The 25,343-nt window shown below is 35.4% G+C and carries 22 protein-coding genes and 1 tRNA gene; 10 read left to right on the plus strand and 13 right to left on the minus strand.

The features are described 5' to 3' along the window. The first annotated feature begins 161 nt into the window (after window positions 1-161). Window positions 162-4,091 (plus strand): DUF2194 domain-containing protein, encoded by a 3,930-nt coding sequence (locus tag Q4500_RS17615; protein WP_303600891.1) that lies wholly within the window; start codon window positions 162-164, stop codon window positions 4,089-4,091. Window positions 4,092-4,166: 75 nt separating this feature from the next. Here Q4500_RS17615 and hemL read toward each other — a convergent pair whose 3' ends face one another. The 4 genes from hemL to Q4500_RS17635 are packed head-to-tail and all read right to left on the minus strand — an operon-like array spanning window position 4,167 to window position 7,532. Beyond that, window positions 4,167-5,447, minus strand: a complete 1,281-nt coding sequence (hemL, locus tag Q4500_RS17620) for a glutamate-1-semialdehyde 2,1-aminomutase (RefSeq protein WP_303600892.1) — start codon at window positions 5,445-5,447, stop codon at window positions 4,167-4,169. Window positions 5,448-5,467: 20 nt separating this feature from the next. After that, complete coding sequence (locus tag Q4500_RS17625) at window positions 5,468-6,289, minus strand: glucosaminidase domain-containing protein (RefSeq protein ID WP_303600893.1); 822 nt, start codon at window positions 6,287-6,289, stop codon at window positions 5,468-5,470. Next, window positions 6,286-7,191, minus strand: a complete 906-nt coding sequence (locus Q4500_RS17630) for a 1-aminocyclopropane-1-carboxylate deaminase/D-cysteine desulfhydrase (protein ID WP_303600894.1) — start codon at window positions 7,189-7,191, stop codon at window positions 6,286-6,288. The genes Q4500_RS17625 and Q4500_RS17630 overlap by 4 nt, the downstream gene beginning before the upstream one ends. Window positions 7,192-7,202: 11 nt before the next feature. Next, window positions 7,203-7,532, minus strand: a complete 330-nt coding sequence (locus Q4500_RS17635) for a hypothetical protein (RefSeq protein ID WP_303600895.1) — start codon at window positions 7,530-7,532, stop codon at window positions 7,203-7,205. A gap of 196 nt (window positions 7,533-7,728) precedes the next feature. Here Q4500_RS17635 and Q4500_RS17640 point away from each other — a divergent pair, with 196 nt between their 5' ends. Both Q4500_RS17640 and Q4500_RS17645 read left to right on the plus strand, forming a co-directional pair. Next, window positions 7,729-7,887, plus strand: coding sequence for a DUF5522 domain-containing protein (locus Q4500_RS17640; RefSeq protein WP_166638585.1), 159 nt, complete (start codon window positions 7,729-7,731; stop codon window positions 7,885-7,887). 72 nt (window positions 7,888-7,959) lie between these two features. After that, the gene (locus Q4500_RS17645) at window positions 7,960-8,532 is read left to right on the plus strand and encodes a DUF4136 domain-containing protein (protein ID WP_303600896.1); all 573 of its coding nucleotides are present in this window, start codon (window positions 7,960-7,962) and stop codon (window positions 8,530-8,532) included. A 57-nt stretch (window positions 8,533-8,589) separates the two neighbouring features. On the opposite strand, the gene Q4500_RS17650 is transcribed toward Q4500_RS17645, so the two are convergent. Further along, on the minus strand, window positions 8,590-9,057 hold the full coding sequence (locus Q4500_RS17650; RefSeq protein ID WP_303600897.1) for an Lrp/AsnC family transcriptional regulator: 468 nt from the start codon (window positions 9,055-9,057) through the stop codon (window positions 8,590-8,592). A gap of 168 nt (window positions 9,058-9,225) precedes the next feature. On the opposite strand from Q4500_RS17650, the gene Q4500_RS17655 reads away from it, so the two are divergent. Next, a complete protein-coding gene (locus Q4500_RS17655; RefSeq protein WP_303600898.1) occupies window positions 9,226-10,983 on the plus strand; it encodes an aromatic amino acid hydroxylase in 1,758 nt (585 codons plus the stop codon). On the opposite strand, the gene Q4500_RS17660 is transcribed toward Q4500_RS17655, so the two are convergent. The 5 genes from Q4500_RS17660 to alaS all read right to left on the minus strand — a co-directional run bounded on the left by Q4500_RS17660 (window position 10,973) and on the right by alaS (window position 17,272). Beyond that, a complete protein-coding gene (locus Q4500_RS17660; protein ID WP_303600899.1) occupies window positions 10,973-11,587 on the minus strand; it encodes a DUF4230 domain-containing protein in 615 nt (204 codons plus the stop codon). The two genes, Q4500_RS17655 and Q4500_RS17660, sit on opposite strands and share 11 nt — an antisense overlap. 5 nt (window positions 11,588-11,592) lie before the next feature. After that, window positions 11,593-12,540: a GSCFA domain-containing protein gene (locus tag Q4500_RS17665; protein ID WP_303600900.1), complete on the minus strand. Its 948-nt coding sequence runs from the start codon at window positions 12,538-12,540 to the stop codon at window positions 11,593-11,595. Next, window positions 12,537-13,391 carry a tetratricopeptide repeat protein gene (locus Q4500_RS17670; RefSeq protein ID WP_303600901.1) on the minus strand — a complete coding sequence of 285 codons (855 nt, stop codon included), beginning with the start codon at window positions 13,389-13,391 and terminating at the stop codon, window positions 12,537-12,539. Before Q4500_RS17670 ends, Q4500_RS17665 begins: the two co-directional genes overlap by 4 nt. A gap of 149 nt (window positions 13,392-13,540) precedes the next feature. Further along, complete coding sequence (locus tag Q4500_RS17675) at window positions 13,541-14,584, minus strand: hypothetical protein (RefSeq protein WP_303600902.1); 1,044 nt, start codon at window positions 14,582-14,584, stop codon at window positions 13,541-13,543. A gap of 72 nt (window positions 14,585-14,656) precedes the next feature. Then, a complete protein-coding gene (gene alaS / locus Q4500_RS17680; protein WP_303600903.1) occupies window positions 14,657-17,272 on the minus strand; it encodes an alanine--tRNA ligase in 2,616 nt (871 codons plus the stop codon). A 105-nt stretch (window positions 17,273-17,377) separates the two neighbouring features. Here alaS and Q4500_RS17685 point away from each other — a divergent pair, with 105 nt between their 5' ends. Genes Q4500_RS17685 through Q4500_RS17705 form a run of 5 tightly spaced genes read left to right on the plus strand, consistent with a single transcriptional unit; the run spans window position 17,378 to window position 20,513 of the window. Then, window positions 17,378-18,355 (plus strand): M23 family metallopeptidase, encoded by a 978-nt coding sequence (locus Q4500_RS17685; RefSeq protein ID WP_303600904.1) that lies wholly within the window; start codon window positions 17,378-17,380, stop codon window positions 18,353-18,355. Continuing rightward, on the plus strand, window positions 18,355-18,684 hold the full coding sequence (locus Q4500_RS17690) for a MerR family transcriptional regulator (RefSeq protein ID WP_027066328.1): 330 nt from the start codon (window positions 18,355-18,357) through the stop codon (window positions 18,682-18,684). The genes Q4500_RS17685 and Q4500_RS17690 overlap by 1 nt, the downstream gene beginning before the upstream one ends. Before the next feature lie 10 nt (window positions 18,685-18,694). Next, window positions 18,695-19,294 (plus strand): LemA family protein, encoded by a 600-nt coding sequence (locus Q4500_RS17695; RefSeq protein ID WP_073240363.1) that lies wholly within the window; start codon window positions 18,695-18,697, stop codon window positions 19,292-19,294. A 6-nt stretch (window positions 19,295-19,300) separates the two neighbouring features. After that, complete coding sequence (locus Q4500_RS17700) at window positions 19,301-19,738, plus strand: TPM domain-containing protein (protein WP_303600905.1); 438 nt, start codon at window positions 19,301-19,303, stop codon at window positions 19,736-19,738. Beyond that, window positions 19,719-20,513: a YgcG family protein gene (locus Q4500_RS17705; protein WP_303600906.1), complete on the plus strand. Its 795-nt coding sequence runs from the start codon at window positions 19,719-19,721 to the stop codon at window positions 20,511-20,513. The genes Q4500_RS17700 and Q4500_RS17705 overlap by 20 nt, the downstream gene beginning before the upstream one ends. A 630-nt stretch (window positions 20,514-21,143) precedes the next feature. Here Q4500_RS17705 and der read toward each other — a convergent pair. The 3 genes from der to Q4500_RS17720 all read right to left on the minus strand — a co-directional run bounded on the left by der (window position 21,144) and on the right by Q4500_RS17720 (window position 24,766). Continuing rightward, the gene (gene der, locus Q4500_RS17710) at window positions 21,144-22,448 is read right to left on the minus strand and encodes a ribosome biogenesis GTPase Der (RefSeq protein WP_303600907.1); all 1,305 of its coding nucleotides are present in this window, start codon (window positions 22,446-22,448) and stop codon (window positions 21,144-21,146) included. Window positions 22,449-22,530: 82 nt separating this feature from the next. Then, entirely contained in the window at window positions 22,531-23,415 is an 885-nt protein-coding gene (gene era, locus Q4500_RS17715) for a GTPase Era (protein ID WP_303600908.1), read from the minus strand. After that, window positions 23,402-24,766, minus strand: a complete 1,365-nt coding sequence (locus tag Q4500_RS17720; RefSeq protein ID WP_299323156.1) for a sodium:alanine symporter family protein — start codon at window positions 24,764-24,766, stop codon at window positions 23,402-23,404. Before Q4500_RS17720 ends, era begins: the two co-directional genes overlap by 14 nt. A 194-nt stretch (window positions 24,767-24,960) precedes the next feature. On the opposite strand from Q4500_RS17720, the gene Q4500_RS17725 reads away from it, so the two are divergent. After that, window positions 24,961-25,033, plus strand: a tRNA-Met gene (locus Q4500_RS17725). Window positions 25,034-25,343 lie beyond the last annotated feature (310 nt).

The following is a 25,343-nucleotide window of genomic DNA, read 5'->3' on the forward strand; positions in this document are numbered from 1 at the left end:
ACAGCATTAACCACATAAATGATTCATTCATGGATGAATTTGAATACTTAACCAATAAATTTTATGATAGCGCTATTATTAAGGTACTTAGTTTGTTCAAATACGAGACTAGTTTAAGTTTGAACCATTGGTCTCTTTTTTGAATTTCAAGACACCAAACCATGATAGCAAAAAAATTAGGTTATTTATCACTTCTTATAGCCTTTAGTTTATTGACCAGTTGTCAACAAGAACTATACAAGTCTAACAACAAATTTAATATTCCGGAAAAAAGTACTGAAGAACCTCTTGTTCAGTTTTTAATTGAGCCTACAAATTATAGCGCTATTCTTGAAACCGAGAATTTAGCAAAGGCTTTTGACTATTCTAAAATTGCCCATAAAACTTTGTGGGTAAACCAATTTAACGAGAAACTTAATATTGCACCAACTACAAGGGTTGTAACAGTACATGAAACTGCCGGTCTAAGTACCATTGCCATAGATAGCCTTTTAAAGTTCGTCTCTAAAGGTGGTACGTTACTAATTACAAAAGCAGCCAAAGATGGACGTATGTCTTACTTTTTTGGAATGACACCTGATGCTGACTGGAGTACAAACAGAGAGGCTTCTGGTCTTTTCTTCAATAAAGCTCTTTTTCCTGGTATGCAAGGGCGTGGTTTTGATAACAAAACGGTTCATCTTGGCTTTGACAGCTCTAATTTTTCTAGTAACATCAATGTTTTAGTCGCCGCACAAAACAACCAAGATTATCCGGTGTTAATTGAAAATAGAATTGGTAACGGAAAAGTGATTCTGTACAACTCATCTCAAATTCTTAAAAAAGAAATGAGAGGTCTACTATTTTCCGCAAGTTTATTAGGTCTAGAAGGTATTCCTTACCCTATTGCAAATATTGGAACATTATTTCTTGATGATTTTCCTTCGTCCATGTATAATGATAATGGAAAAGCAATCAACGTACAACAAGGTATCAGCAAATCTGAAATGTTAAAGGCTGACTGGTGGCCAAAAATGAAAGCACTTGCACAAGAAGAAGATATTAAATACTCTGCTTACGTAACTTTTAATGCCAACGAGAAAAATAACGGCGACCCCACTTTTAAAAGTTGGGACCAAACAGGTTTGCTAGACGGTAAAAATGAAAGTGGTACTAATAAGTGGCTTACAAATGAATTTACCAATAGAGGTCATGAGCTTGGTTTTCGTGGTTATAACGACCTTCCCCTATCTAAAAAATTATGGAAAGACACGGACCTCATTTTAGACAATGCCAAAGCATCTAGAGAAAAGTGGGAAGATGATGTATCAAAAACACTACCTAGTTCATACGTTGCTCCAGATAATCAAATAGACAGTCTAGGCCTTATAGCTCTAAAGAAAGGATTTCCTAGTTTAAACTTTTTACACACTTCTTTCTTAGGAGATGTATATGAAGGTGGCAATAGAGAATTTGACCCTGACCCTTTAAATAACAGATTTTTTGATTACCCTCGCTTAAGTAGCGGCTATACCATATCACAAAAAGAACAATGGGCAATAGAATCTACATACTTATATACCGGTATTTGGTCTCATGTTTTACATACTAAAGATATTTTAAAGATAGGTAGTACAACAAATGCTATTGGTGAATTAAAAAAGCACATTGTTGATTACAAAAAAAGACACCCATACATGAAGTATCTAACTGCCAAACAGTCTACAGAGGCAGCAATGAACTGGCGTTACCAAAGTATTCGCCATTTAAGTTACGAAGGGCAGTATGAAGTTTCCAGCTCTTTAAATACCGATGAAAAAAAGGATTCTTATTGGCTTATGTATGTTGAAGAAAACAACAATGTTAAAGTACATGAATCACTGTCTCTTGATCAAGCAGAATTTTCTTCCATTCCCTTATTGAACGGCTTTCTTTATAGTATAAAAACAAAATCGCCTAATATAAGCGTACCAGATATTCGCCCAGAAATAAGAACTCTTATAGGTAATACCTCTACTTTAATCACTAACACAAAAAGCGATTATAAATCTTATAATAAGAGTAAGCAAACTATGGTTCCGTTGAAACAAAAAATCGATAGGTTGATTGTTGAGGAAAAAACAGAAGAGGCAACAAATTTAATGGAGAAGTTATTTAAGGATAACAAATTCATCAACGCTCAACAGATTGTCACCTATGCCGAAGGGATGGAGTCACAAGGTAAAACCGAGCAACTTTGGTCTCAGTTAAATGGATTGTATTTAAAAAATCCTTCTAGCTCATATGCTGATTTTTCTAGAGATATAAGCACCGTAAGTAATTACCCCTCACCTGCCGTTAAAAAAATGTGGATGGAGAGACAAATGGAATGGGCACAAAATGATGTAACTATTTTAAAAGAATACTATAAGAATTTCAATACTGACGATAACACTGAAATTATTGAACAGGTTTTAGAAGTTCTTTACACAATAGAGCCAACGGAAGAGAACAAGTTGACGTATTACGAATTTCTAGTAAACTCTAATAATGAAAACCTTCTATCAAAACTAGATGACATTGAACCATGTAGTATTTTAAATAGAGATTTAGCTACATCAATTAGTCAAGTCTATGCAGACAAACTTAATTTTGAAAGAGCAGAGCAATGGCAAAAATGTGGTAATATTTCTCCAGAAACCGTTAAAGAATGGAAAGAAAAAACTAGAACTATAGAAAGTAAGAAATTTACAGATTTTGAATATTATGTAAGATACTTATTGGTTAATGACCCAGACAAAGCGGTTACAGAGTTAAGAGAAATTGAAACATGTAGACCTGACCTAATAAGAGTATCTAAAAACATAGCATTTCTATTTGCAGATTATACTCAATATCAAAAAGCTTTGGATTGGAGCACTTGTACAAATACTGTACCTGTAGCTAAATTGCTAGACTGGAACTTAGAATTTGCTAATGGCAGATACTTAAAGAAAGTGTATGCTAAGCATATAGAGAAAAATCCTAGAGATTATAACACCATGAACCACATGGCTAAAATCTTATTATTAAAAGGCGATATAAATAGTGCCGGTGAAATTGCAGTAAACATACCACCAGCCAAAATTGATTCCGATTTTAAAATTGCATTTAACAATGAAGTAAAAGCAACATCTGAAGAAAAGCAATCTTTGTACATAAGCAAGTTCAAAATGTTAATGGATGATGCCATCGTAAAAAAATCAGAAATTGAATCTCGAAAAAAGAAAGGTCATTCCATTGGGCTTACCTCAACGGCTATAGCAGATAAGTTTAACCCTACACTTTTCAATAATGCATTTCACTTTGGTTTTTATAATAAGAATTTAGATTTTCACCAATTCTCTATTGTTCAAGGTACGGCATATACCATTTTAAAAGATACGATTGTACCTAATGATGTTGGTAGAGATTTATTAGGTATAGAATATGTCTATAAAAAAGAATCTGACCAAAAAAGCCCGTTTTATGTTGGAGCAAGAGTTGAGATGGATAACTTTAATAAAGTATTCTTCCATTTTAAATCTGGTATAGATTTTATCGGTGATACCAGCAAATCTTCTTTAGCACTAAACGCACACCCGGTTACAACTGGCCCTGGTTATGATTTAAACATTTACGATATACAAGTGAAAGCGGCACAAGAGTTTGAATACTCATCTAACTTAAACCATGAATTCTATGTAAAAGCCGATTATTATACCGATAGTCAATATTATGCCATTGGTGGTACGCGAGTAGAATATAACCTATTGAATTTAGATAAATTTAAACTAGGACCGTTAGTTGAAGGTGCTTACGGTGTTGGCTCTGAAGATAGAAGAAACGGATTTCCATATTGGCTAACAGAAGACAGACTTTTTGCCGGCGGCGGATTGCAATTTCAACTTGGCAATGATAATTCTGATTTTAACCTAAAGAGCGATTTCTCTCTTTTTGCAGAACAAGATGAAGATAGCTTTCAACGCTATGAAGGTGAACTATCATATAGAATTAAAAACTTCACCACTATTAATCTAAACTACTCTTACTTTACTATTGACCAGTTTTTCTCGAATGCTGTTCAGTTAGGTATTCAGTATAACTTTAAATAAAAAAATAACTAACTCAAATTAAAAGAGCCCTCATATGAGGGCTCTTTTTTATATATTACATTTAATATACTTACACTAAAATTCTATTTCTTTCAACGCATTTATAGTAGCATCTAAATCTTCATAACTTAAAGCATCATTTAAAAAATAACTTTCAAAAGCACTTGGTGGCAAGTAAATACCGCGTTCTAACATACCATGAAAGTATTTCTTGAACGTTTCATTATTACCCTTAGCGGAAGAGGCAAAATCAACAACTGGCTCATCAGTAAAATGTACAGATATCATACTGCCATAACGGTTAATTTGATGAGCTACCTTTTTCTCGATCAACACTGTTGCAATGCCTTTATGTAGGTATTCTGCCTTATCAGCCAGACTTTTAAATACTTCAGAGTTGTTGTTCAATTCGGTCAACATAGCCAAACCTGCGCTCATGGCCAACGGATTTCCACTTAAGGTACCAGCTTGATAAACTGGACCATCTGGAGCAAGAAAATCCATTATTTCTGTTCTTGCCGCAAAGGCACCTACTGGTAATCCACCTCCGATTACTTTACCATAAGTAACGATATCAGCCTTTATATTCAGTACTTCTTGGGCTCCACCTTTCGCTAAACGAAATCCGGTCATTACCTCATCGAAAATCAATAGAATTCCCTCTTGGGTACAAATATCACGTAGCCCTTTCATAAAAGCATTCGAAGGTACAATACAACCCATATTACCGGCAATTGGTTCAATGATGATAGCAGCTAATTCTCCTTTATTTGCCGCTACCAATTCTTTCACTCCGGCTAAATCATTATAATCTGCCAACAAAGTGTCTTTTGCTGTACCTTGGGTAACACCAGGGCTATTAGGACTACCAAAAGTAACCGCACCACTACCCGCTTGAATCAAAAACGAATCTGAGTGACCGTGGTAGCAGCCTGCGAATTTTATAATCTTATCCTTACCTGTAAATCCCCTTGCCAAACGAACTGCACTCATACAAGCTTCTGTACCGCTGTTCACAAACCTAATTTTATCCATATTAGGCACCATAGAAATAGCCAGTTTCGCAAGCTCTGTTTCTATTTCAGTAGGCATACCAAATGAAGTACCGTTCTGTGCCTTTTCTACAACAGCGTTGATTACAGGCTCATAGGCATGACCTAAAATTAACGGCCCCCAAGATGCTATGTAATCAATTAATTTATTACCATCCTCATCATACAAATAAGCTCCTTTGGCTTTTTTTACAAAAATTGGATCACCACCAACAGCTTTAAATGCGCGTACTGGTGAATTTACTCCGCCAGGTATATATTTTTTTGCCTCTGCAAACAGGGCGCTACTTCTTTGATAAATCATTCTCTTAATAAATTTTACTATTATTTGACTTTAATAGGCTGCCCAATAGACAAATCTGCACTTCGCAAATTATTCAACTTCATCAGTTCATCGACACTCATATAGTACTTTCTTGATAATGAATATAAGGTATCACCTTTTTGTACCGTATGTATGTTATTAGAATCTGTTGTGACTACCGCTGTATTGTTATAATTGACTTTTCTGGCATGTTTATCATATTCATGCAAATCGTACTTTTCTATTAAATAGATAAGCTTTTGTGGATATCTTGGATCCGTTGCATAACCTGCCTTTCTTAAGCCCCTTGCCCAACCTTTATAATCGGTATGTCTTAAATTAAAAAGAAATGCATATCTGGACCTTGTCGTCAAGAAAATACTATGATCTCTAAAAGAATACATAGGGTGGTTATATTTTCTAAAGCACTCTCCCTTTTCGTCATCATCATGAAAATCATAATCACCTTCCCAACCTTTATGACATTTTATACCAAAGTGATTATTGGTTTTCATTGCCAATTCTCCTTTTCCGTTACCACTTTCTAAAAGCCCTTGTGCCAAGGTAATACTCGCAGGTATACCATACCCCATCATCTCTAATTGAGCGGTCTCTGCAAATGTGCTTATGTATTCGGACGGAGAATCAATATTGAACCTAACAAATTTAGATGGCTCTGCAGGCAGACTTGCATTTGCTTCTTTTTTAGAAATATCTGTAGTTGATTTTCTATGTTCGTTTTGAACGTTTTTCGTGCGTAATTGGTCTGAGTATCTTTTTTTAGATTTACAGGACGATAAACCAATACCTATTAACAAAACCAATAAAATTATCTTTTTCATATATGCAACAAAGGTAAATTTTTCTTTTTCAGTACACTATTCATGCCAGCAATACCTTGCAAACCACCTGTATGTATTGCTAAAATTTTTGTTCCAGGCACAAAAATATCGCGCTTTATCATATCGAACAACCCAAAAATCATTTTTCCGGTATAAATTGGATCTAAAGGAATACCTGTTTTTTCTTTAAACTCATTTATAAATAGAATTAGTTCTTCGGATGTTTTTGCGTAACCCCCAAAGTGATAATCGGTCAATAGTTGCCAACGTTTATTATTGATCAATTTATCAATTTCATCTTTCAAAAAATCACCTTTCAATGTCGAAAAACCCAAAACGTTCTGATTTGGAAAAGATGCATTTATTAATCCGGATACTGTACCTCCTGTACCTACGCTACTGCAAACAACAGCAAATTCTTCATCATCTTTGGTAATAATTTCTTCGCAACCTTTTATGGCCAAACTATTTGTACCACCTTCTGGTACTAAATAAAAATCACCAAACTCAATTTTTAAATCTTCAATAAATGCGGCAGATTCTTTTTCTCGATAATCGCTTCTACTTATGAATTTAAAACGCATTCCATCGTCATACGCCTTCTTTAATGTAGTGTTTGTTTGCCAAGAATGTTCAAGCTCTTCGCCACGTATAATTCCTATCGCATCAAAACCTTTTTCTTTTGCCGCATAAGCCGTAGCCGCAATATGGTTTGAATATGCTCCTCCAAAAGTTAATATGGTATTTTGATTATCTGCTTTAGCAGCCAGTAAATTGTATTTGAGCTTTCTGTACTTATTACCAGAAATGAAAGGATGCAGTAAATCTTCGCGTTTAATAACAAGAGTAACTTGCTTTTCTGCTAATAACGGATATTCAACAAGTTGATTGATGCTTTGCAAGTAGGGCGAATTTAACGCCAAAGATATTTAATAAAGCTGAACGTTCTGCGATTCGCTAGATAATCCATATCATTTTCATGGATATAAGCCTCACGTTCAAAACTTATATTTTGGTACGCCTTATACGTATCTAAATAGCAAATGGCACGAATTACCCATTCAACCAAATAGAAAAAGTAAAAAGGAAGAATCAATAATTCTTGTTGCTGACGTAAATGTATTTTCTCATGATTTATGAGTACATCATCATTTTTTAAACTTCCATTTTTTAAAAATATAAAGGGCCATAGTGAAAGCCCCACATAATTTTTATAGAAGAAATGTCTAAAAACCAATATCATAGATTTACTTTGGTGATACTATTACAAAGATAAAGCCAAAATTAGGTTGTCAGAAAATTACTAGTTTTTGTTGCCAACAAAACCGTTCAATGGCCATTTTATGGCTTAAGCGCTTTTATACCTATCTTCTAAACAACTTGGCTTTAGGTTATCAACAGAAAGAAGTAACTTTATACTATTAAAAGGCGTCGGTTACATGAAAGAGATAATACCCATAGAGGAAGGTGATTTTTATTGGTCTGAAAATGGATTTAGAGTCTTCACAAAACAATTTCACCTTAAACGAGGATATTGTTGTGAAAGCGGCTGCAGACATTGCCCTTATGGCTATGACCCAAAAACAAACATGCAATAAGTTTTAACATACCTCGGCATGATATTTGTAATTAATTTAATAGAAAATTGAGTACTTAAAAAATATAACGTTATGAAAAACATCAAATTACTTGGCTTACCGCTACTACTTTTAGTTTTTATTACTTCTTGCTCATCAGTTAGTGTACTTTCCGATTATGATCAAAAAGCAGATTTTAACGGTTACAAATCTTACGCCTTCTTTAAAACAGGTATTGATAAAGCACAAATTTCTGATTTGGATAAAAAACGAATTCTAAGGGCTATTGAAACTGAAATGAGCTCTAGGGGCTTTGTAAAGTCTGAAACGCCAGATATATTGGTAAGTATTTTTACTAAAGAACAAGAAAGAGTTGATGTTTACAATAACAACTATGGTTGGGGCGGCGCCTGGGGCTGGGGTTACAGCCCTTACTCATGGGGACCTGGTTATGGCTGGGGTGGCGGTACTAGTGTAAGTACAAGCACACAAGGATCTCTTTACATTGACCTTATCGATAATAAAACAAGCGAATTAGTATGGCAAGGAAAAGGTGTAGGCACACTTTCTAACACCAAGAACATCGCCAAAAAAGAAGAACGCATTAGAGAATTTGTTTCTAAGATTTTAGAGCAATACCCACCTAGCAATGTTGCAATGAAATAACAAATGTTTACTGTTTAAAAGGGGTTGTAGATGTGTTCATCTACAACCCCTTTTTATTTATAGTAATGGAAAATGAGTATCATTTTTTACTTCATTTAAAACGAATGCACTTTTAACTCCGCCAATACTTGGTAACGAAGCTATTTTAAACTTGGCGAAATTATAATAGGCATCAAGGTTTTTTACAATTACTTTTAATAGAAAATCAAATTCACCACCCACAACAAAACACTCTACCACTTCTGGGTATTTCATCACCTGCTCAAAAAAATCATCCATCATAGCACCTTTTTGAGTCTCTAATGACACAAAGCTAAAGACCGTAATACTTTCTTCAATTTTATCTTTATTTAAGATAGCTACATAGTTCTTGATAAACCCATCTTGCTCTAATTTTTTAATGCGCTCATAAACGGGAGTTTTAGTCAGTCCCAATTGTTCTGCTATGGACTTTGCCACCGTCTTGGCATCTTTCTGTAATATTTTTAATATGGCTCTATCTATATCATCTAATTTCTCTGTCATAACTTTTTCCTGTTTTATGATTATAAGCTACATCTAAAAAGAACTTATTCCTTTAATAATACTATTCAAAAGTCATATTTCCTAATTTAAATAATATTAACAATTAATTGGACTGTAAATGATATATTTAATAGAAATATTGGGACTCAATAATTGAAAACTAAGCGTATGAATACTTCTGAATATGAAAGCAATCCTATTTTAGATAAGCTTCCTAAGCACTTACGACAATACATAAAGCCTCAAAACTACGAGGACTATACGCCTATCAATCAGGCTGTGTGGCGCTATGTAATGCGCAAGAATGTAGATTACCTTAGTAAGGTTGCACATAAATCTTATTCTGAAGGGTTACGTAAAACAGGTATTTCAATTGACAACATCCCCAATATGTACGGTATGAACCGTATTCTGAAGGATTTAGGTTGGGCTGCTGTTGCCGTAGACGGATTTATACCACCCGCTGCTTTCATGGAGTTTCAAGCATATAATGTGCTGGTAATCGCGTCAGACATTCGCCAGTTAGAAAATATTGCTTACACCCCTGCTCCAGATATTATTCACGAAGGTGCCGGGCATGCCCCCATTATTGCCAACCCCGAATATGCTGCTTATTTAAGACGTTTTGGTGAAATAGGATGCAAAGCAATATCTAGTGCTAAAGATTTTGAACTGTACGAAGCGGTACGCCATCTTTCGATTATTAAAGAAGCCAAAGGCACGCCTATAGAAGAAATTGAAAAATCTGAGAAGCATATAGAATTTCTTCAAGATAATATGGGCAATCCTAGTGAAATGGCTTTCATTAGAAACCTGCATTGGTGGACGGTTGAATACGGGCTCATAGGCACTCTAGAGGACCCTAAAATATATGGCGCAGGACTTTTATCTTCTATTGGTGAAAGTCAGTGGTGCATGACAGATAATGTCAAAAAACTACCTTACTCTATTGAAGCGGCAAAGACCTCTTTTGATATTACCAAAAAACAACCGCAACTATTCGTAACTCCAGATTTTGCATTTTTAAGCCAGGTATTAGAAGACTTTGCCAATACTATGGCATTACGAAGGGGCGGACTCTCAGGTTTACAGAAACTTATCGACTCTAAAGAATTAGGTACAATCGAATTAACCACTGGCTTACAAGTATCTGGTAATTTCGAATCATTGATTTCTCATGAAGGCAAACCTATTTACTTTCAAACGAAAGGGAAATCTGCTCTGGCATACCGAGAAAAAGAATTGGTTGGGCAAGATGTCAATCAGCATGAAACTGGTTTTGGCTCCCCTATTGGTAGACTTAAAGGAATTAACATTCCTATTGAAGATATGAGTCCAAGAGATCTTAAAGCATATAAAATCTATGAAGGAGAAATTATTTCATTAGATTTTACAGGTGGTATTAATGTTACCGGTAAAATTATAACCGGTACGCGTAATCTTCTGGGTCGTATAATTCTAATCACCTTCGAGAATTGTAAAGTGACACATAAAGGGTTTACACTTTTTGAATCTAACGAAGAATTATATAACATGGCTATTGGTGAAGAAATTGTTTCTGCTTACCATGGTCCTGCAGATTTAAAGAGTTTTGACCTTCTAGACCATTCGCTAAGTACCGGTAGCCAAAATAACGACCTAGTAGGTTTAAGTGAACTCGAATCGTACTATAAACTTATTCGCGATTTTAGAGAAGGCAACAACACCATTATCTCTAGAACAAAGGTTTTTGAAGTAATACAAGAAAAATATCCGAAAGACTGGCTATTGCTGATTGAAATTTATGAACTGGCAATTTTAAGTAATGAAAAAATACTACCAGAGAAAATAAAAGCACATCTTGAAAACATTAAGCTAGATCAACCTAACCTTGGGCAATTAATTGATGACGGATTAGAATTGGCAGCTATAAAATCTAAGGTTTAAGAAGTTGTAAGCCATCTAAAGATTCAATGGTTTGTTCTTGATACGTCAATCTCCAACCCATAGAATTGGTGAGAATATAGAATTTCTGCAATTCGCCAATAAGCCTATTTTCAGCATTGGTACGCAACGCAGAAGCTTCTACCTTTTTCATTAAAGAAGCCTTCACTGTTTTCTTTATTTTGTTATAATCTGCAGCATCAAACTGGTTCAGGTAATCTGCGGTTACGTCGTAATATTCAAAATCTGGATTCAGATTAATTTCTGCATCTGGTATGCTTTTGATCTTTACCGTTTTGGTTGCCTCGTCAATTTCAAAATCAATCTTACTTAAATCATAAGCGACGGTTACATCTGCATTTACAACTACTAATGCCTCTTTCTCTGCTCGTAACAACGGACCAAAAAGTTCTTTTGAGTCTTTATAATTATAGACCTCAGCAAAATGCCCCTCTGTTACCACTAATTTAGAAACATTGGTAATTTCTTGCTGAATGAGCCTAGAATTTTCTTCTAAAATAGATTTATCTTCTTTATTATCTTGACAAGAACGAACAATGAAAACTAATGCCAAGGTGATTAAAACGCCTGCTACAAATTTTCTCATGCCTTTTAAATATTAAAATCCATAAACGGATATTCCTGCTTTATAAGCGCAATTTTCTGCGCTAACGATTTTAAAAAATTTTGATGAGCATCTCCTTCAGGATTAAAAGCTCTATGTTGCAAACCTCGCTGAACCTCATCAACCTTTCTCATTTGGGCAGTAGTATCATCAATCCATACCTCAATAAATCTTTCCCAGATATAATCTATTGCCACTTCATTTGGGTGAACCATATCTTTAGCATAAAAACGATAATCTCGAAGCTCATCCATCATTAGTTCATAACTAGGGAAATATGAGATTATATTCTCCTCTAAAACTTTATGAATAGCAGAAATCAAGTGCGATTTGCTTAATTGATTTTCTACAAAACCGTCTTTCAAATGCCGAACAGGAGAAACAGTGAAAATAAATTGGGCTGAAGGATTTACAGACTGTACCAAGGCAATAATTCGTTTTAAACTTTCGGCTACCTCATCAACACTTAACAATTCTTTCGTAAAATTGGATTGTGGTACTTTATGGCAATTTGCGACAACCTGATTACTAGATGTATTTCGATACACCCACGCTGTACCTAAAGTGATGATAATATGGCTGGCTTTTTTTACTTGAGCTGAAGTACTTTCTACAGCATCATTTATATCTGTAATAATTTTTTCTTTGGACCGATTACTTAGGCAAGAATGCGCATCGAAACTATGCCATTGCTCATTCTCATTAAACACATCTTTTTCAGTAATTAACTCTTGATGAACGGACTTTTGAATCAGTTTTTCAATTGCCAAGGGATGAAACAATATCCCAAACGGATTCTGTAAACCCTGAAATTTATAGTATTCTAATTTTGCTCCAATATTCTCAGAAAAACAGGAACCCAAAAGCAACAACTGACCTGAATAGTCAATCGGATTTTTCGATTTCGATAATGGTATTTTGGTTAAAAGATTCATTTAGGTCTTACATTCTCATTTAACTTATGAAACAATTGATACGGGTAAATTTCATAAATAGCATTATCTTCATTAATAGTGTTATCTGCGTTTTCAAAAGCTTTTTTCTCCCACTCCGCTCCTTCTTCATTTCCCAACTTCGTCATACTTCTTCCCTTAAAATAAAGTGCATCGGCAAAATTATCGTAACCCATTAACGACATATCAAAAGATACAATTGCCTCCTTATAATTACCTAGCTCAAAATCTGCGATTCCCAAATAATACCAATCTAAGTAATGACAGGCTTCTTGTGGCGAATCCTCAGGGAAATCTTTAAATTGCTGCTCTTTACTTAATAACAAGAACTCTTTAGCTTTAGAGAATTGGTTTAATTGAAGGTAATCTAACCCAATATAAAAGTTATAAGTATGATCCATTACATAACCATCACCGTACTCTTTTTTGACCCGCATAAATTCAGATATCGATTTTAGGTAGTCTTTTGAGAAAATACATCTCATAAAACCACTATAATCTAAATATTTTTCTGGATCGTGTTGAACTGCCTTTTCTAAAAATGGCCTACCTAATTGATACTTTCTAGCTTTATATAACGGCATTGCTTTTTGCTGCCAAAGCCAAGCATTTGCCGGATCTATTGTAAGTGCAGAATCTAAATACTTCTGATGCTCTAGAGAATGTAACGGAGTTTGAAAAGATTTTTCAACATACTCCCTAATATGCATTGAGTCTATACCAGTTAAGACTTCTGACTCTAAATTTTGAGTACTTTTTACAACATCTTTATTTTTATTCGAAAGATTACAACTCCAGATAAACAGTAATAATAAGATGATATATTTTTTCATAAACCTATCTAATCATATGGGAACTTCAATTTAGTCTAGTAAAGTTAGGATAATATTTTCTGAAGATAGTTTTAATAATTTAAGATGCTAAATCCGATTTCAGATTTTAGCATCTTAAATTTCTGCAAAGAATATCATTTTAAATGATACTACTTTGCCAATTTCTTTGCAGATTTAGCTATTACATCACTTAGTTCTCCCAAATTTTTAGCTTTTAAATTATAACTTAACCCGGTGATATATTCTCTATAAACCACTTCTCCTGTTTTTGAATTCACTACCTGTAAAAACCGTTCTGCATTGGCTCTCGCATAACGCAAATAATAGAATTCTTTATTTTCCTCAATTGCTTTGTCTAAATCTTCGGTAGAAATAAACTCATAGTCATAATCATATTTACTAAAAAGTTTCTCGACTTCTTTATCTTCACCATCAGAAATTTCTGCGGTAAAAGCATTTGTTCTTTGCGTGATATAGTTTGGCACATATAATTTAGAAGTAGTCAAACCTGCAATCTTTTTAGGATCATGATCTTTCTCATACATCCAATATGTTTCACCTTTGTCTATAAGATCGTTTGTTTGTTGAAAGTAATTTTTCAGAAATCCTGTTGAATAATTAAAGAAAACGTTTTCAGTATACATTTCTTCTACAATAACTTCCTTCTCTTCAGAAAGAGCAGTATTTACAAAATCTGATGTTGGAAAAAGATAAATTTTAGCTATCGGCTTTTTATTATTTCTGAAGATCTCATTAATCTTTTCTTCTCTTTTCTTCTCTTTTTTCGCTTTAACCTTAGACAACTTTTCATCTATGGTTTCAGCATCATACAATCCGATATTAATATAGGTATGCAATGAATGCACAACACTACCCATTTTGGTAGTTTTAGAACGCTTGAACCCAACAAGTTCTGCTATAGAGTAATTTTTATTATAATACTCTTGTAAATCATATTCACTTTGAGGAACTATTTTATAAGGGGTCACTGTCCAAGTTTCCTCTAAAATTTTAGCGTATTTGTCGGCGTCAATAACATCTGATAAGACAAAAATGGTTGTTGATGCTTTAAATTCTTCTAAAGCTTTAGGTTTTAAATCTGATGGCTTACCTACATGGCGTGCACCAAAAGAGACTTGTGAAAAGCCTGAGAAACTTATGAACGTCAGTAATAATAAAAAATAATTCTTCATGATTAAATGTTTAATTGGTTGATATAGAACCACATTTAACCATGATTATTGTATTTTATGTCTCTTTAGAACTTACCCCAAATAGCTTTCAGCCTTCGCCAATGCCTCTTCTATACCTGCCGGATTCTTACCACCTGCAGTTGCAAAGAAGGGTTGACCACCACCGCCACCTTGTATATACTTACCAAGTTCGCGAACAATAGTACCTGCATTCAAATTCTTAGAAGCCACTAATTCTTTAGATACATAACATGATAATAATGCTTTACCATTCTGCTCTGTACCGAACAGCAAAAACAAATTATCTTTATTAGCACCAATTTCAAAACTTAAGTCTTTTATACCGGCAGCATCTAAATCTATCTTTTTTGCTAGAAATTGAACTCCGTTTACCTCTTTAAGTTCTGATAGCAAATCTCCTTTTAAGTTCTTCGCTTTGTCTTTCAATAATTCGGCTACTTGCTTTTTAAGACTGTTATTTTCATCTTGAAGACTTGAAACCGATTTTATAGGATCTTGGGTGTTACCCAGAACAACTTTTATTTTCGACAATAACTTATCATTATCTAAATGCAAATCTTTAACTGCGTCGCCTGTAATTGCCTCAATTCTTCTTATACCTGCAGCTACGGCACCTTCTGACTTAATTTTAAATTGCCAGATTTCGCCCGTGTTCTTGACATGTGTACCACCACATAATTCTATTGACTGACCGAAACGTATTGTTCTTACCGCATCGCCATATTTTTCACCGAACAGTGCCATGGCACCATCTGCAATTGCAGATTTCATTGGTACATTTCTTTCTTCCTGAAGTTGTAAATGCCCGTCGATACGGGCGTTTACAAAACTCTCTACTTCTTGCAATTCTTCTTGTGTCATTTTAGAAAAATGCGAAAAATCGAATCGTAAGTATTTAGAATGTACCGATGAACCTTTTTGCTCTACATGAGTACCTAATACCTCTCTTAAAGCCTGATGCAATAAATGTGTAGCCGTATGGTTCGCTTCGGTTCTACCGCGTTGTTTTTTATCTACAACCGCCTTAAAACTCTCGTCAATGTGTTTTGGTAGGTTTTTAGCAAAGTGTATGATTTCGTTATTTTCTTTTTTGGTATCGGTAATGTATACGACATCGCCATGTGTATCCTCTAAATACCCTTTATCACCTACTTGACCACCACCTTCTGCGTAAAACGGAGTCAGATTGAATACTAACTGAAATTGGGTTCCGTCCTTTTTAGAAACTACTTTACGATATTTAGTAATCTTTACCTCAACATCAAGCATATCATAACCAACGAACTCTTGTTCGTTATCATCCTGTAAAACTTCCCAGTCTTCTTTTGAAACTACAGATGCAGACTTTGATCTATTCTTCTGCTGCTGCATTGCTTCATCAAAACCAGCTTCATCTAACTGATACCCTTTTTCACTAAGAATCAAAGCAGTTAAATCTATAGGGAAGCCGAAAGTATCGTACAATTCAAAAGCTTTTCTACCATCGACAGTTTTTCCTTTCGTATTTTTTATAATTGTATCTAATAGCAACAATCCTTGATCTAACGTTTTTAAGAAAGAATGCTCTTCTTCTTTAATTACGTTTTCAATTAATTGCTTTTGATTTTTTAATTCTGGGTATGCATCTCCTAAAGAATCTGTCAACACATTTACCAAACGGAACATAAAGGGTTCTTTGGTATTCAAAAATGTGAAGCCGTAACGTACAGCTCTTCTCAATATTCTTCTGATTACATAACCTGCGCCGGTATTACTTGGCAACTGACCATCTGCAATCGAAAATGCTACGGCACGTATATGATCACTGATAACACGAATAGCGACATCAACTTCTTCATTTTTACCGTAATCGGAATCAGTAATCGTTTCTATTTCGCGAATTAATGGTGTAAATATATCTGTATCGTAATTACTCTTTACTCCCTGTAAAACCATACACAAACGCTCAAAACCCATACCGGTATCTACATGCTTCGCCGGTAAACTTTCTAACGACCCATCTGCTTTACGGTTGTATTGCATGAATACAAGGTTCCAAATTTCTACCACCTGCGGGTGATCTTGATTTACCAAACTTGCTCCCGAAACTTTTGCTTTTTCTTCCTTAGAACGAATATCTACATGAATCTCTGAACATGGTCCGCACGGACCTTGATCACCCATTTCCCAAAAGTTATCCTTCTTGTTACCCATGATAATTCTATCTTCAGGCACAATACTTTTCCAAAGCTCAAAAGCTTCAGTATCTAATTCTAATTTATCTACATCTTTACTTCCTTCAAAAACAGAAACATATAAACTGTCTTTATCAATTTTAAGAACCTCGGTCAACAGCTCCCATGCCCATGTAATGGCTTCCTCTTTAAAATAATCGCCGAAACTCCAATTACCTAACATCTCGAACATGGTATGGTGATAGGTATCTTTACCAACCTCTTCTAAATCGTTATGCTTACCGCTTACACGTAAACATTTTTGAGTATCTACCACTCTAGAACTTTTAGGTTGACTTATACCTAAAAAGTATTCTTTAAACTGGTTCATGCCCGCATTTGTAAAAAGCAGGGTCGGATCATCTTTAATGACCATTGGTGCAGAAGGCACGATTTTGTGTTCTTTACCTTTGAAAAAATTCAGAAATTGAGTTCTTGTATCTTTGGAATTCATCTAAAATGCTAAGCTTTTACAAATTTTAACGGTTTATATAAAACTATCTTTATATTTGTTTGTTCCCTAATAATTGAAAAAACAAAAATAGGATAAATAACATTCATGTCTAAGGTAAAATACTATTACGACCCAGACACGCTGTCGTACCGAAAAATAGAACCCGAAAAATCTAAACGTTATAGAAATATAGCCTTCTTTATTTTGGGGTCATGCATTTTTGGTTTTTTAGCACTTATTCTTCTACTTAACACCAACTTAGTCAATACACCAAGGGAACTTTCTTTATCTCGTGAAGTCAAAAATTATGAACTACAGTACGAGCTTTTGAACAAGAAAATGGAACAAATTGAAGAGGTTCTAGGTAATATCGAAGACCGTGACAACAATATTTACCGTCTATATTTTGAAGCTAACCCAATACCAGACGAGCAGCGTAAAGCTGGTTTTGGTGGTATAAACCGATATAAATCATTAGAAGGTTTTAATAATTCTGAAATGATCGTTTCTACTACAAAGAGACTAGATATCATTAAAAAGCAAATGGCCATTCAATCTAAATCTTTAGATGAGATTACGAAGCTGGCTGAAGAAAAAGAAAAATTACTAATGTCGATACCGGCTATTCAGCCTATTAATAATGAAGACCTAAAACGTATGGCTTCTGGTTATGGCTGGCGTTCAGATCCTTTTACCAAGGCTAGAAAAATGCATTACGGTATGGATTTTACCGCTCCTAAAGGCACACCGATATATGCGGCAGGTGATGGCAAAATTACTAGAGCCGACAATAACTCATCTGGATACGGAAAACATATTCGTATTGAACATGGATATGGATATTTGAGTCTATACGCTCACTTAAGCCAATACAATGTTAAGAAAGGACAAAAAGTAAAACGGGGCGATTTAATAGGTTTCGTAGGAAGCACTGGAAGATCAGAAGCGCCACACCTTCATTATGAAGTATGGAAAGATAAGGATAGAATCAACCCTATGAATTTCTACTATGGTAGTTTATCGCCAGAAGAATTCGAGAACATGTTAAAATTCGCTAATCAAGAAAACCAATCACTGGATTAATGCAGATAGAACTCCCTGAAAAAAGATATTATGGTATTGGCGAGGTCGCCCGTGCCTTCGGCGTAAATGCTTCACTAATTCGTTTTTGGGAGAAAGAATTCGATGTGCTTCAGCCGAAAAAAAATGCAAAGGGAAATAGAAAATTCACCCCCCAAGACATTAAAAATCTTCAATTAATATATCATTTGGTCAAAGAAAGAGGTTTTACTCTCGATGGCGCCAAAACTCACTTAAAAGAAGAAAAACAAAAAACACTTTCTAATTTTGATATTATTCAAAAGCTTGAACGCGTAAAAGCAGAATTAAATAAAATTAAAGACCAATTATAACACAACCATTATGAAAAAAGGACTAATTGCATTAATCGTCATTGCTGTCATAGCATTCGGACTATACCAGTGGGGAGTTGGTTTCAACAACACTGCTGTCGCCTTAAAAGAAACATCTACAAAGACTTGGGCAAACGTAGAAAGTGCTTACCAACGCAGAAATGACTTAATCGGGAATCTTGTTAAAACAGTACAAGGTGCTGCAGATTTTGAAAGAGGTACATTAACAGATGTCATCGAAGCTAGAGCAAAAGCAACCTCGGTTAGCATTGACCCTACCAATATTACACCAGAGCAATTAGCTCAATTTAACCAAGCTCAAAGCGGATTGAGTGGTGCATTGAGCAAATTATTGGTAACCGTAGAACGCTATCCTGACTTAAAATCTAATCAGAACTTTCTAGAGCTACAATCGCAATTAGAAGGTACAGAGAACAGAATTAATGTAGCAAGAGATAGATTCAACGCTACTGTTGAGCCTTACAACCTGCACATTAAAAAATTTCCAAATTCTATTTTAGCAGGCATATTCAACTTTGGAGAACTTGCTTACTACAAAGCAGATTCAGGTTCTGAAAATGCACCAGACGTAGATTTTGATTTTGATTAATAATATATGTCAAGAGTAGAAGATTTTTTATCGGCAACAGAAGAGCAAGAGGTAGTAGAGGCTATTCTTAAGGCAGAAAAGAATACTTCTGGCGAAATTAGAGTACATATTGAAGCTCACACCCGTAAAAATCATTACGAGCGTGCTAAGGAGGTTTTCCATTTATTGAAAATGGATAACACTAAACAAGAAAACGGAGTCTTGATCTATGTAGCCGTAACTGACAAAAAATTTATTATCTGTGGTGATAAAGGTATCGACAACGTGGTACCTAAAGACTTTTGGCAAACTACTAAAAATAGCATCCAAACACATTTTGAAAAAGGAGCGTTTAAAGACGGTCTCGTTGCTGGAGTATTAAAAGCCGGTGAAGAATTAAATAGTCATTTTCCTTGGCAATCAGATGACACCAACGAATTAAGCAATGAGATATCTAAAGGTTAGCCTTGCAATTCTTTTTCTTTGGTGCACTCCGTCATGGAGCCAGTTTGAAATACCTGAAAAACCGGCATTAGAAACCAGTGTTTACGATTACACCAATCTTCTAACCGATAAGCAAAAAGTGGCTTTAAGTCAAAAACTGGTTCGTTATTCCGACAGTACTTCTACACAAATTGTAGTTACTATTATTGCTAGTACTAACGGAGAAAACATTAATTACCTAGGTGCAAATTGGGGTCAAAAATGGGGTATTGGGCAGGAAGGAAAGGACAATGGTATTCTCATTATTCTAGCAGAAAACGACAGAAAGGTAGCTATTAGTACCGGATACGGAGTGGAAGGCTCTTTAACTGATGCTCTTTCTAAACGAATCATTGAAAATATAATTCTCCCTGAATTTAGAGTCGGGGATTATTACGGAGGTCTAGACAAAGGGTCTGATGTTATTTTTCAAGTTTTAACCGGTGAATTTCAGGAAGACAGAACTTTTGGTGATAATAGTGGCACTCCATTTTCATCTCTTTTACCATTTATCATATTTGCAGTAATCCTTTTTATTCTTTGGAGTCGAAAAAATGACGACAATGATAGTAATGGCGGCAGAAGACGTGGCGGTCTTAGTCCGTGGGATATGATTATTCTCAGCAACATGGGTCGCTCAAGCGGTTCTAGTGGCGGATTCGGTAGCGGCGGAGGCGGAAGCTTTGGCGGTGGCGGATTCGGAGGAGGCTTCGGCGGTGGCGGCTTTGGCGGTGGCGGTGCTTCTGGGGGGTGGTAGTTTTGTTACCAGAAGAGTTATTTCATTTCTTTTACCTAAAATATTTAATTCAAGTTAGAAACCGTTCCTCTCTTGGCAGGAGCTAGGGGTGGGTTCTTGTTTGTGAGTTTATTACAATCTTCATCATCGTAATACCCACCCCTTTGTCCCCTCCCGAGAGGGGAAGATTACCTTTTTTTATTTTGAGATTGTTGAGTGCTGAGAGCAATGTTTCTACAAGTATCACTTAACCTGCTTTATCTAAAATGAATAATTCAAGTCAGAATCTGTTCCCCTCCTGGGAGAGGCTAGGGGTGGGCTCTTGTTTGTGAGTTTATTACAATATTCACCATCGTAATACCCACCCCTTTGTCCCCTCCCGAGAGGGGAAGATTACTTTTTTTGTTTTGAGATCATTGAGTGTTGGGAGCAATGTTTCTACAAGTATCACTTAACCTGCTTTATCTAAAATGAATAATTCAAGTCAGAAGCTGTTCCCCTCCTGGGAGGGGCTAGGGGTGGGTTGTTGGTTAACAACTTAAAAAAAATGGTCAAATAATTCCGCAGCGCAAAATATTTGACCATTTCTTGTTTCTCTACCTGATGATCAGAGTATATTCTTAAACCTGATTAACTGAATTCCAAAGGAACCTACTTCTTTCTCATAAACACAGTGATAGGCACACCAGAGAAATCATATTCTTCACGAATTTTATTCTCCAAATAACGCTTGTAAGGCTCACGCACATATTGAGGCAGGTTACAGAAGAATGCAAACTGCGGATACGGAGTCGGTAATTGTGTACAGAATTTAATTTTAACAAATTTACCTTTATACGCAGGTGGCGGATAATTTTCAATTATCGGCAACATGGTTTCATTGAACTTACGGGTAACAATCTTTTTGTTACGTTTATTATAAACCTCAACCGCAGTTTCTATAGCTTTAAAAATACGTTGTTTGGTAAGTACAGACACAAAAAGGATTGGAACATCTGTAAAAGGCTCTATTGCCTTTTTTATTTTATCTGTGTAATGCTTTATAGTATTAGTTTCTTTTTCTTCTACTAGATCCCACTTATTCACAAGAATAACTATCCCCTTATGATTTCTTTGAGCCAACCAGAAGATATTCTCTACCTGACCATCAAAACCTCTTGTGGCATCTAATAACAAAATACACACATCGCAATGCTCAATAGCTCTTACCGAGCGCATTACAGAATAAAATTCTAAATCTTCCTTCACCTTCGCCTTACGACGAATACCTGCTGTATCTACAAGATTAAATTCAAATCCGAATCTATTATACTTGGTATCAATACTATCTCTAGTTGTACCAGCTATATCGGTAACGATATATCGATCTTCACCTATTAGGGCATTGATAAAAGATGACTTACCAGCGTTAGGTCTACCAACTACTGCAAATCTTGGCAATTCACTTTTTTCTTCAATAACATCTGGTAATTTCTCAACCAAATCATCCAGCAACTCACCAGTACCACCTCCATTAATACTAGATAGCGTGTAATATTCACCTAAACCTAACGAGTAGAATTCAACAGCATCTTCTGCCCTCTTAGCATTATCTACTTTATTGACCGCCAAAAAAACAGGTTTTTTAACGCGTCTTAATAATTTAGCTACATCTTCATCCATACCGGTTACCCCAGTCTCGACATCAACCATAAAGATGATTGCATCAGCTTCTTCAATTGCTAATTCTACCTGCTTATCGATTTCCTTTTCGAAAACATCATCACTACCAACAACGTACCCGCCGGTATCAATAATTGAAAACTCTTTACCGTTCCAATCACTCTTACCATAATGGCGATCACGAGTAACACCGCTAACGGCATCAACAATAGCCTCACGTCTTTGAATTAATCTATTAAAAAATGTTGATTTTCCTACATTAGGTCTCCCTACAATGGCAACAATAGCACCCATAGCTTAAATTTGCCGCAAAGGTAGTATAATCCAAACAATAGTTGCCTGATTACCTTAGCTATATATAAAATTATCGTTTTGACTACTTATTATATCCAAAACGCTTCAGTTGACGTGCATTGCTACGCCAGTTTTTATTCACTTTTACATATAATTCTATATGGACTTGTTTGCCGAAGAATTTCTCCAAGTCTTTTCTAGCTTCTACCCCTACTTTCTTTAAAGCCGAACCTTTATGACCAATAATAATACCTTTTTGAGAATCGCGCTCTACCATTATTACTGCACGCATGCGAATGATATCTTCATCTTCAAAAAACTCTTCGGTCTCAATCTCAACTGCATACGGAATTTCCTTTTTATAATTCAATAGGATTTTCTCGCGGATGGTCTCATTTACAAAGAAACGTTCTGGCTTATCTGTTAATTGATCCTTAGGGTAATATGCAGGTGACATCGGTAACAATTCTATAATGCGCTCAAAAACACCTTTTACATTAAAATTAGACAATGCAGAAATAGGATGCAACTCTACACTTGGCAACATTTCTTGCCAATACTGAACTTGCTCTTCTAACAACTCTTGTGTAGCGGTATCTACTTTATTCAAAAGTAATAAAACAGGAATCTTACTATTCTTTATTTTCTCAAAGAACGCTTCATCTTTCAATGCCTTCTCTCCTATTTCAACCATGTACAGAAGTACATCAGCATCTTCAAAGGCAGATTTTACAAAATCCATCATACTACTTTGAAGTTGATATGCCGGTTTAATAATTCCAGGAGTATCTGACAAAATCATTTGGAAATCATCACCATTTACAATACCTAAAATACGGTGCCTCGTTGTTTGCGCCTTTGATGTTATTATGGATAATTTTTCACCCACAAAAGCATTCATCAACGTTGATTTACCAACGTTAGGATTACCAATAATATTTACGAAGCCTGCCTTATGATCTGCCATCCTTATACTTTAATATATATTTCTTCAATTCCACATTTACCTTTGGAGCCAACAAAAGTACGGCAATCATATTGGGTATCACCATTAGTGCATAAGACAAATCAATTAAATTCTTCACCAACTCTAATGATGCTACTGCCGCAAAGACTATCATAATTACAAAATACCAGTTGTAAAACTTACCTATTTTGGCATTTGTCAAGAACGATAATGATTTTACACCGTAATAAGAATAGGTAAATAAGGTAGATAATGCAAAAGCAGTTACGATCACCATTAACAATACATCTCCCCAACCAAACAATGTTCTTTCAAATGCAGACAAAGTCATTACGATTCCACTAGAATCTTCTAAATAAGCTCCACTTAATATGATAACGATTGCCGTAAACGTACATACTAATATGGTATCGATAAACGGACCTAACATAGCCACCAAGCCTTCGCGAATAGGTTCATCATTTTTAGATTGCCCATGATACATTGGTGCACTACCTAAACCTGCCTCATTAGAAAACATCGCTCTACGCACTCCGATAATAACAAGACCCCAAAATCCACCAGTTGCCAGCGATTTAAAATTCCAGGCTTCTGTAATTATCATTTTTAAGGCTGGTAGTATTTGTTCAGAATTCAGTGCCATTACTACTATTACCGCAATTAAATATACAGCCACCATAAAAGGTACGATAGCAGATGCTACTTTAGCTATATTTTTTAAACCTCCAAAAATTACCAAAGAAGTTATGACAGCTAAAACAATACCTATCGTCCATTTCCAATTTACTTCACTCATTTCAAATAATGTAGATGATGGCTTAACTACACTCATAAATGTCTCGGTAAATTGATTTGCGGTAAAAACCCCTAAAAATCCAAATAGACCACAAACAGCAAAAAATATAGCTAACGGTCGAGCTTTTTCACCTAATCCTTTGGTGATGTAATACATTGGCCCGCCTTGTAAATTACCATCCGAATCTGTTCCTCGATACATAATCGCCAAACTACAAGAGTAAAATTTTATGCACATACCTATTAAAGCGGTCATCCAGATCCAGAAAACCACCCCCGGACCACCATCATGTATTGCAATGGCAACACCAGAGATATTCCCTAACCCAACCGTAGCGGCAACCGCTGCCGATAAGGCCTGAAAAGAACTCACATCTCCTTTTGAGTCTTTATTATCATATTTACCCGCAGTAATTGCGATTGCATGACCAAAAAAACGGTACGGCATTAATTTTGAATAAAAAACAAGAAAGAGTCCGCCTCCTATTAATAAAAGGAACATTGGCCACTCTGTATACGGTAGTGCGCTGGCTATAAAGTCGTTAATTGTATCCATAGAATTGTAAAAAACCGAAGTTATGGATTTAATGTTTTTTAAAAGATAATGCTCTTAAAAAATATTATTTAAATAAGTTTTGAATATAGAGAAAATGTGTTGTATATTTGCAGCCCGTTACAAATAGTAGCGCACCTTTATCTCGTCAGCTTAATGACCTGAAGTCGCAAGACAAGTGAGATAAAAACCCATATCGCGGGGTAGAGCAGTAGGTAGCTCGTCGGGCTCATAACCCGAAGGTCGCTGGTTCGAGTCCAGTCCCCGCTACTAAGTTTAAAGTATTTAAAGAAAACGGTTTAGTGAAAACTAAACCGTTTTTTTGTACCTAATTTTAAGCAGTCAGTTACCAGTGAATACGAAAGTGTATACGATTTGTCTGTAAAAATAAATTTTTCAGACCCGAAGATATATTCTGCCAGCGGCGATTTATAAAACGCTGGTATGTCTATTTTTCTTTCCGTGATCCTAAAAGCGGGAGATTAAAGCGCCATACTCCTTTCTACTGTAGGCTTCCCCTTCTTAGGACACCTCTAAATTCGATAAATAATTATTATTTAGGTCAGATTTGATGAAGAAT

The sequence above is a fragment of the Maribacter sp. 1_MG-2023 genome, assembly GCF_030547005.1.
In the GTDB taxonomy this organism is placed as follows: Bacteria; Bacteroidota; Bacteroidia; order Flavobacteriales; family Flavobacteriaceae; genus Maribacter.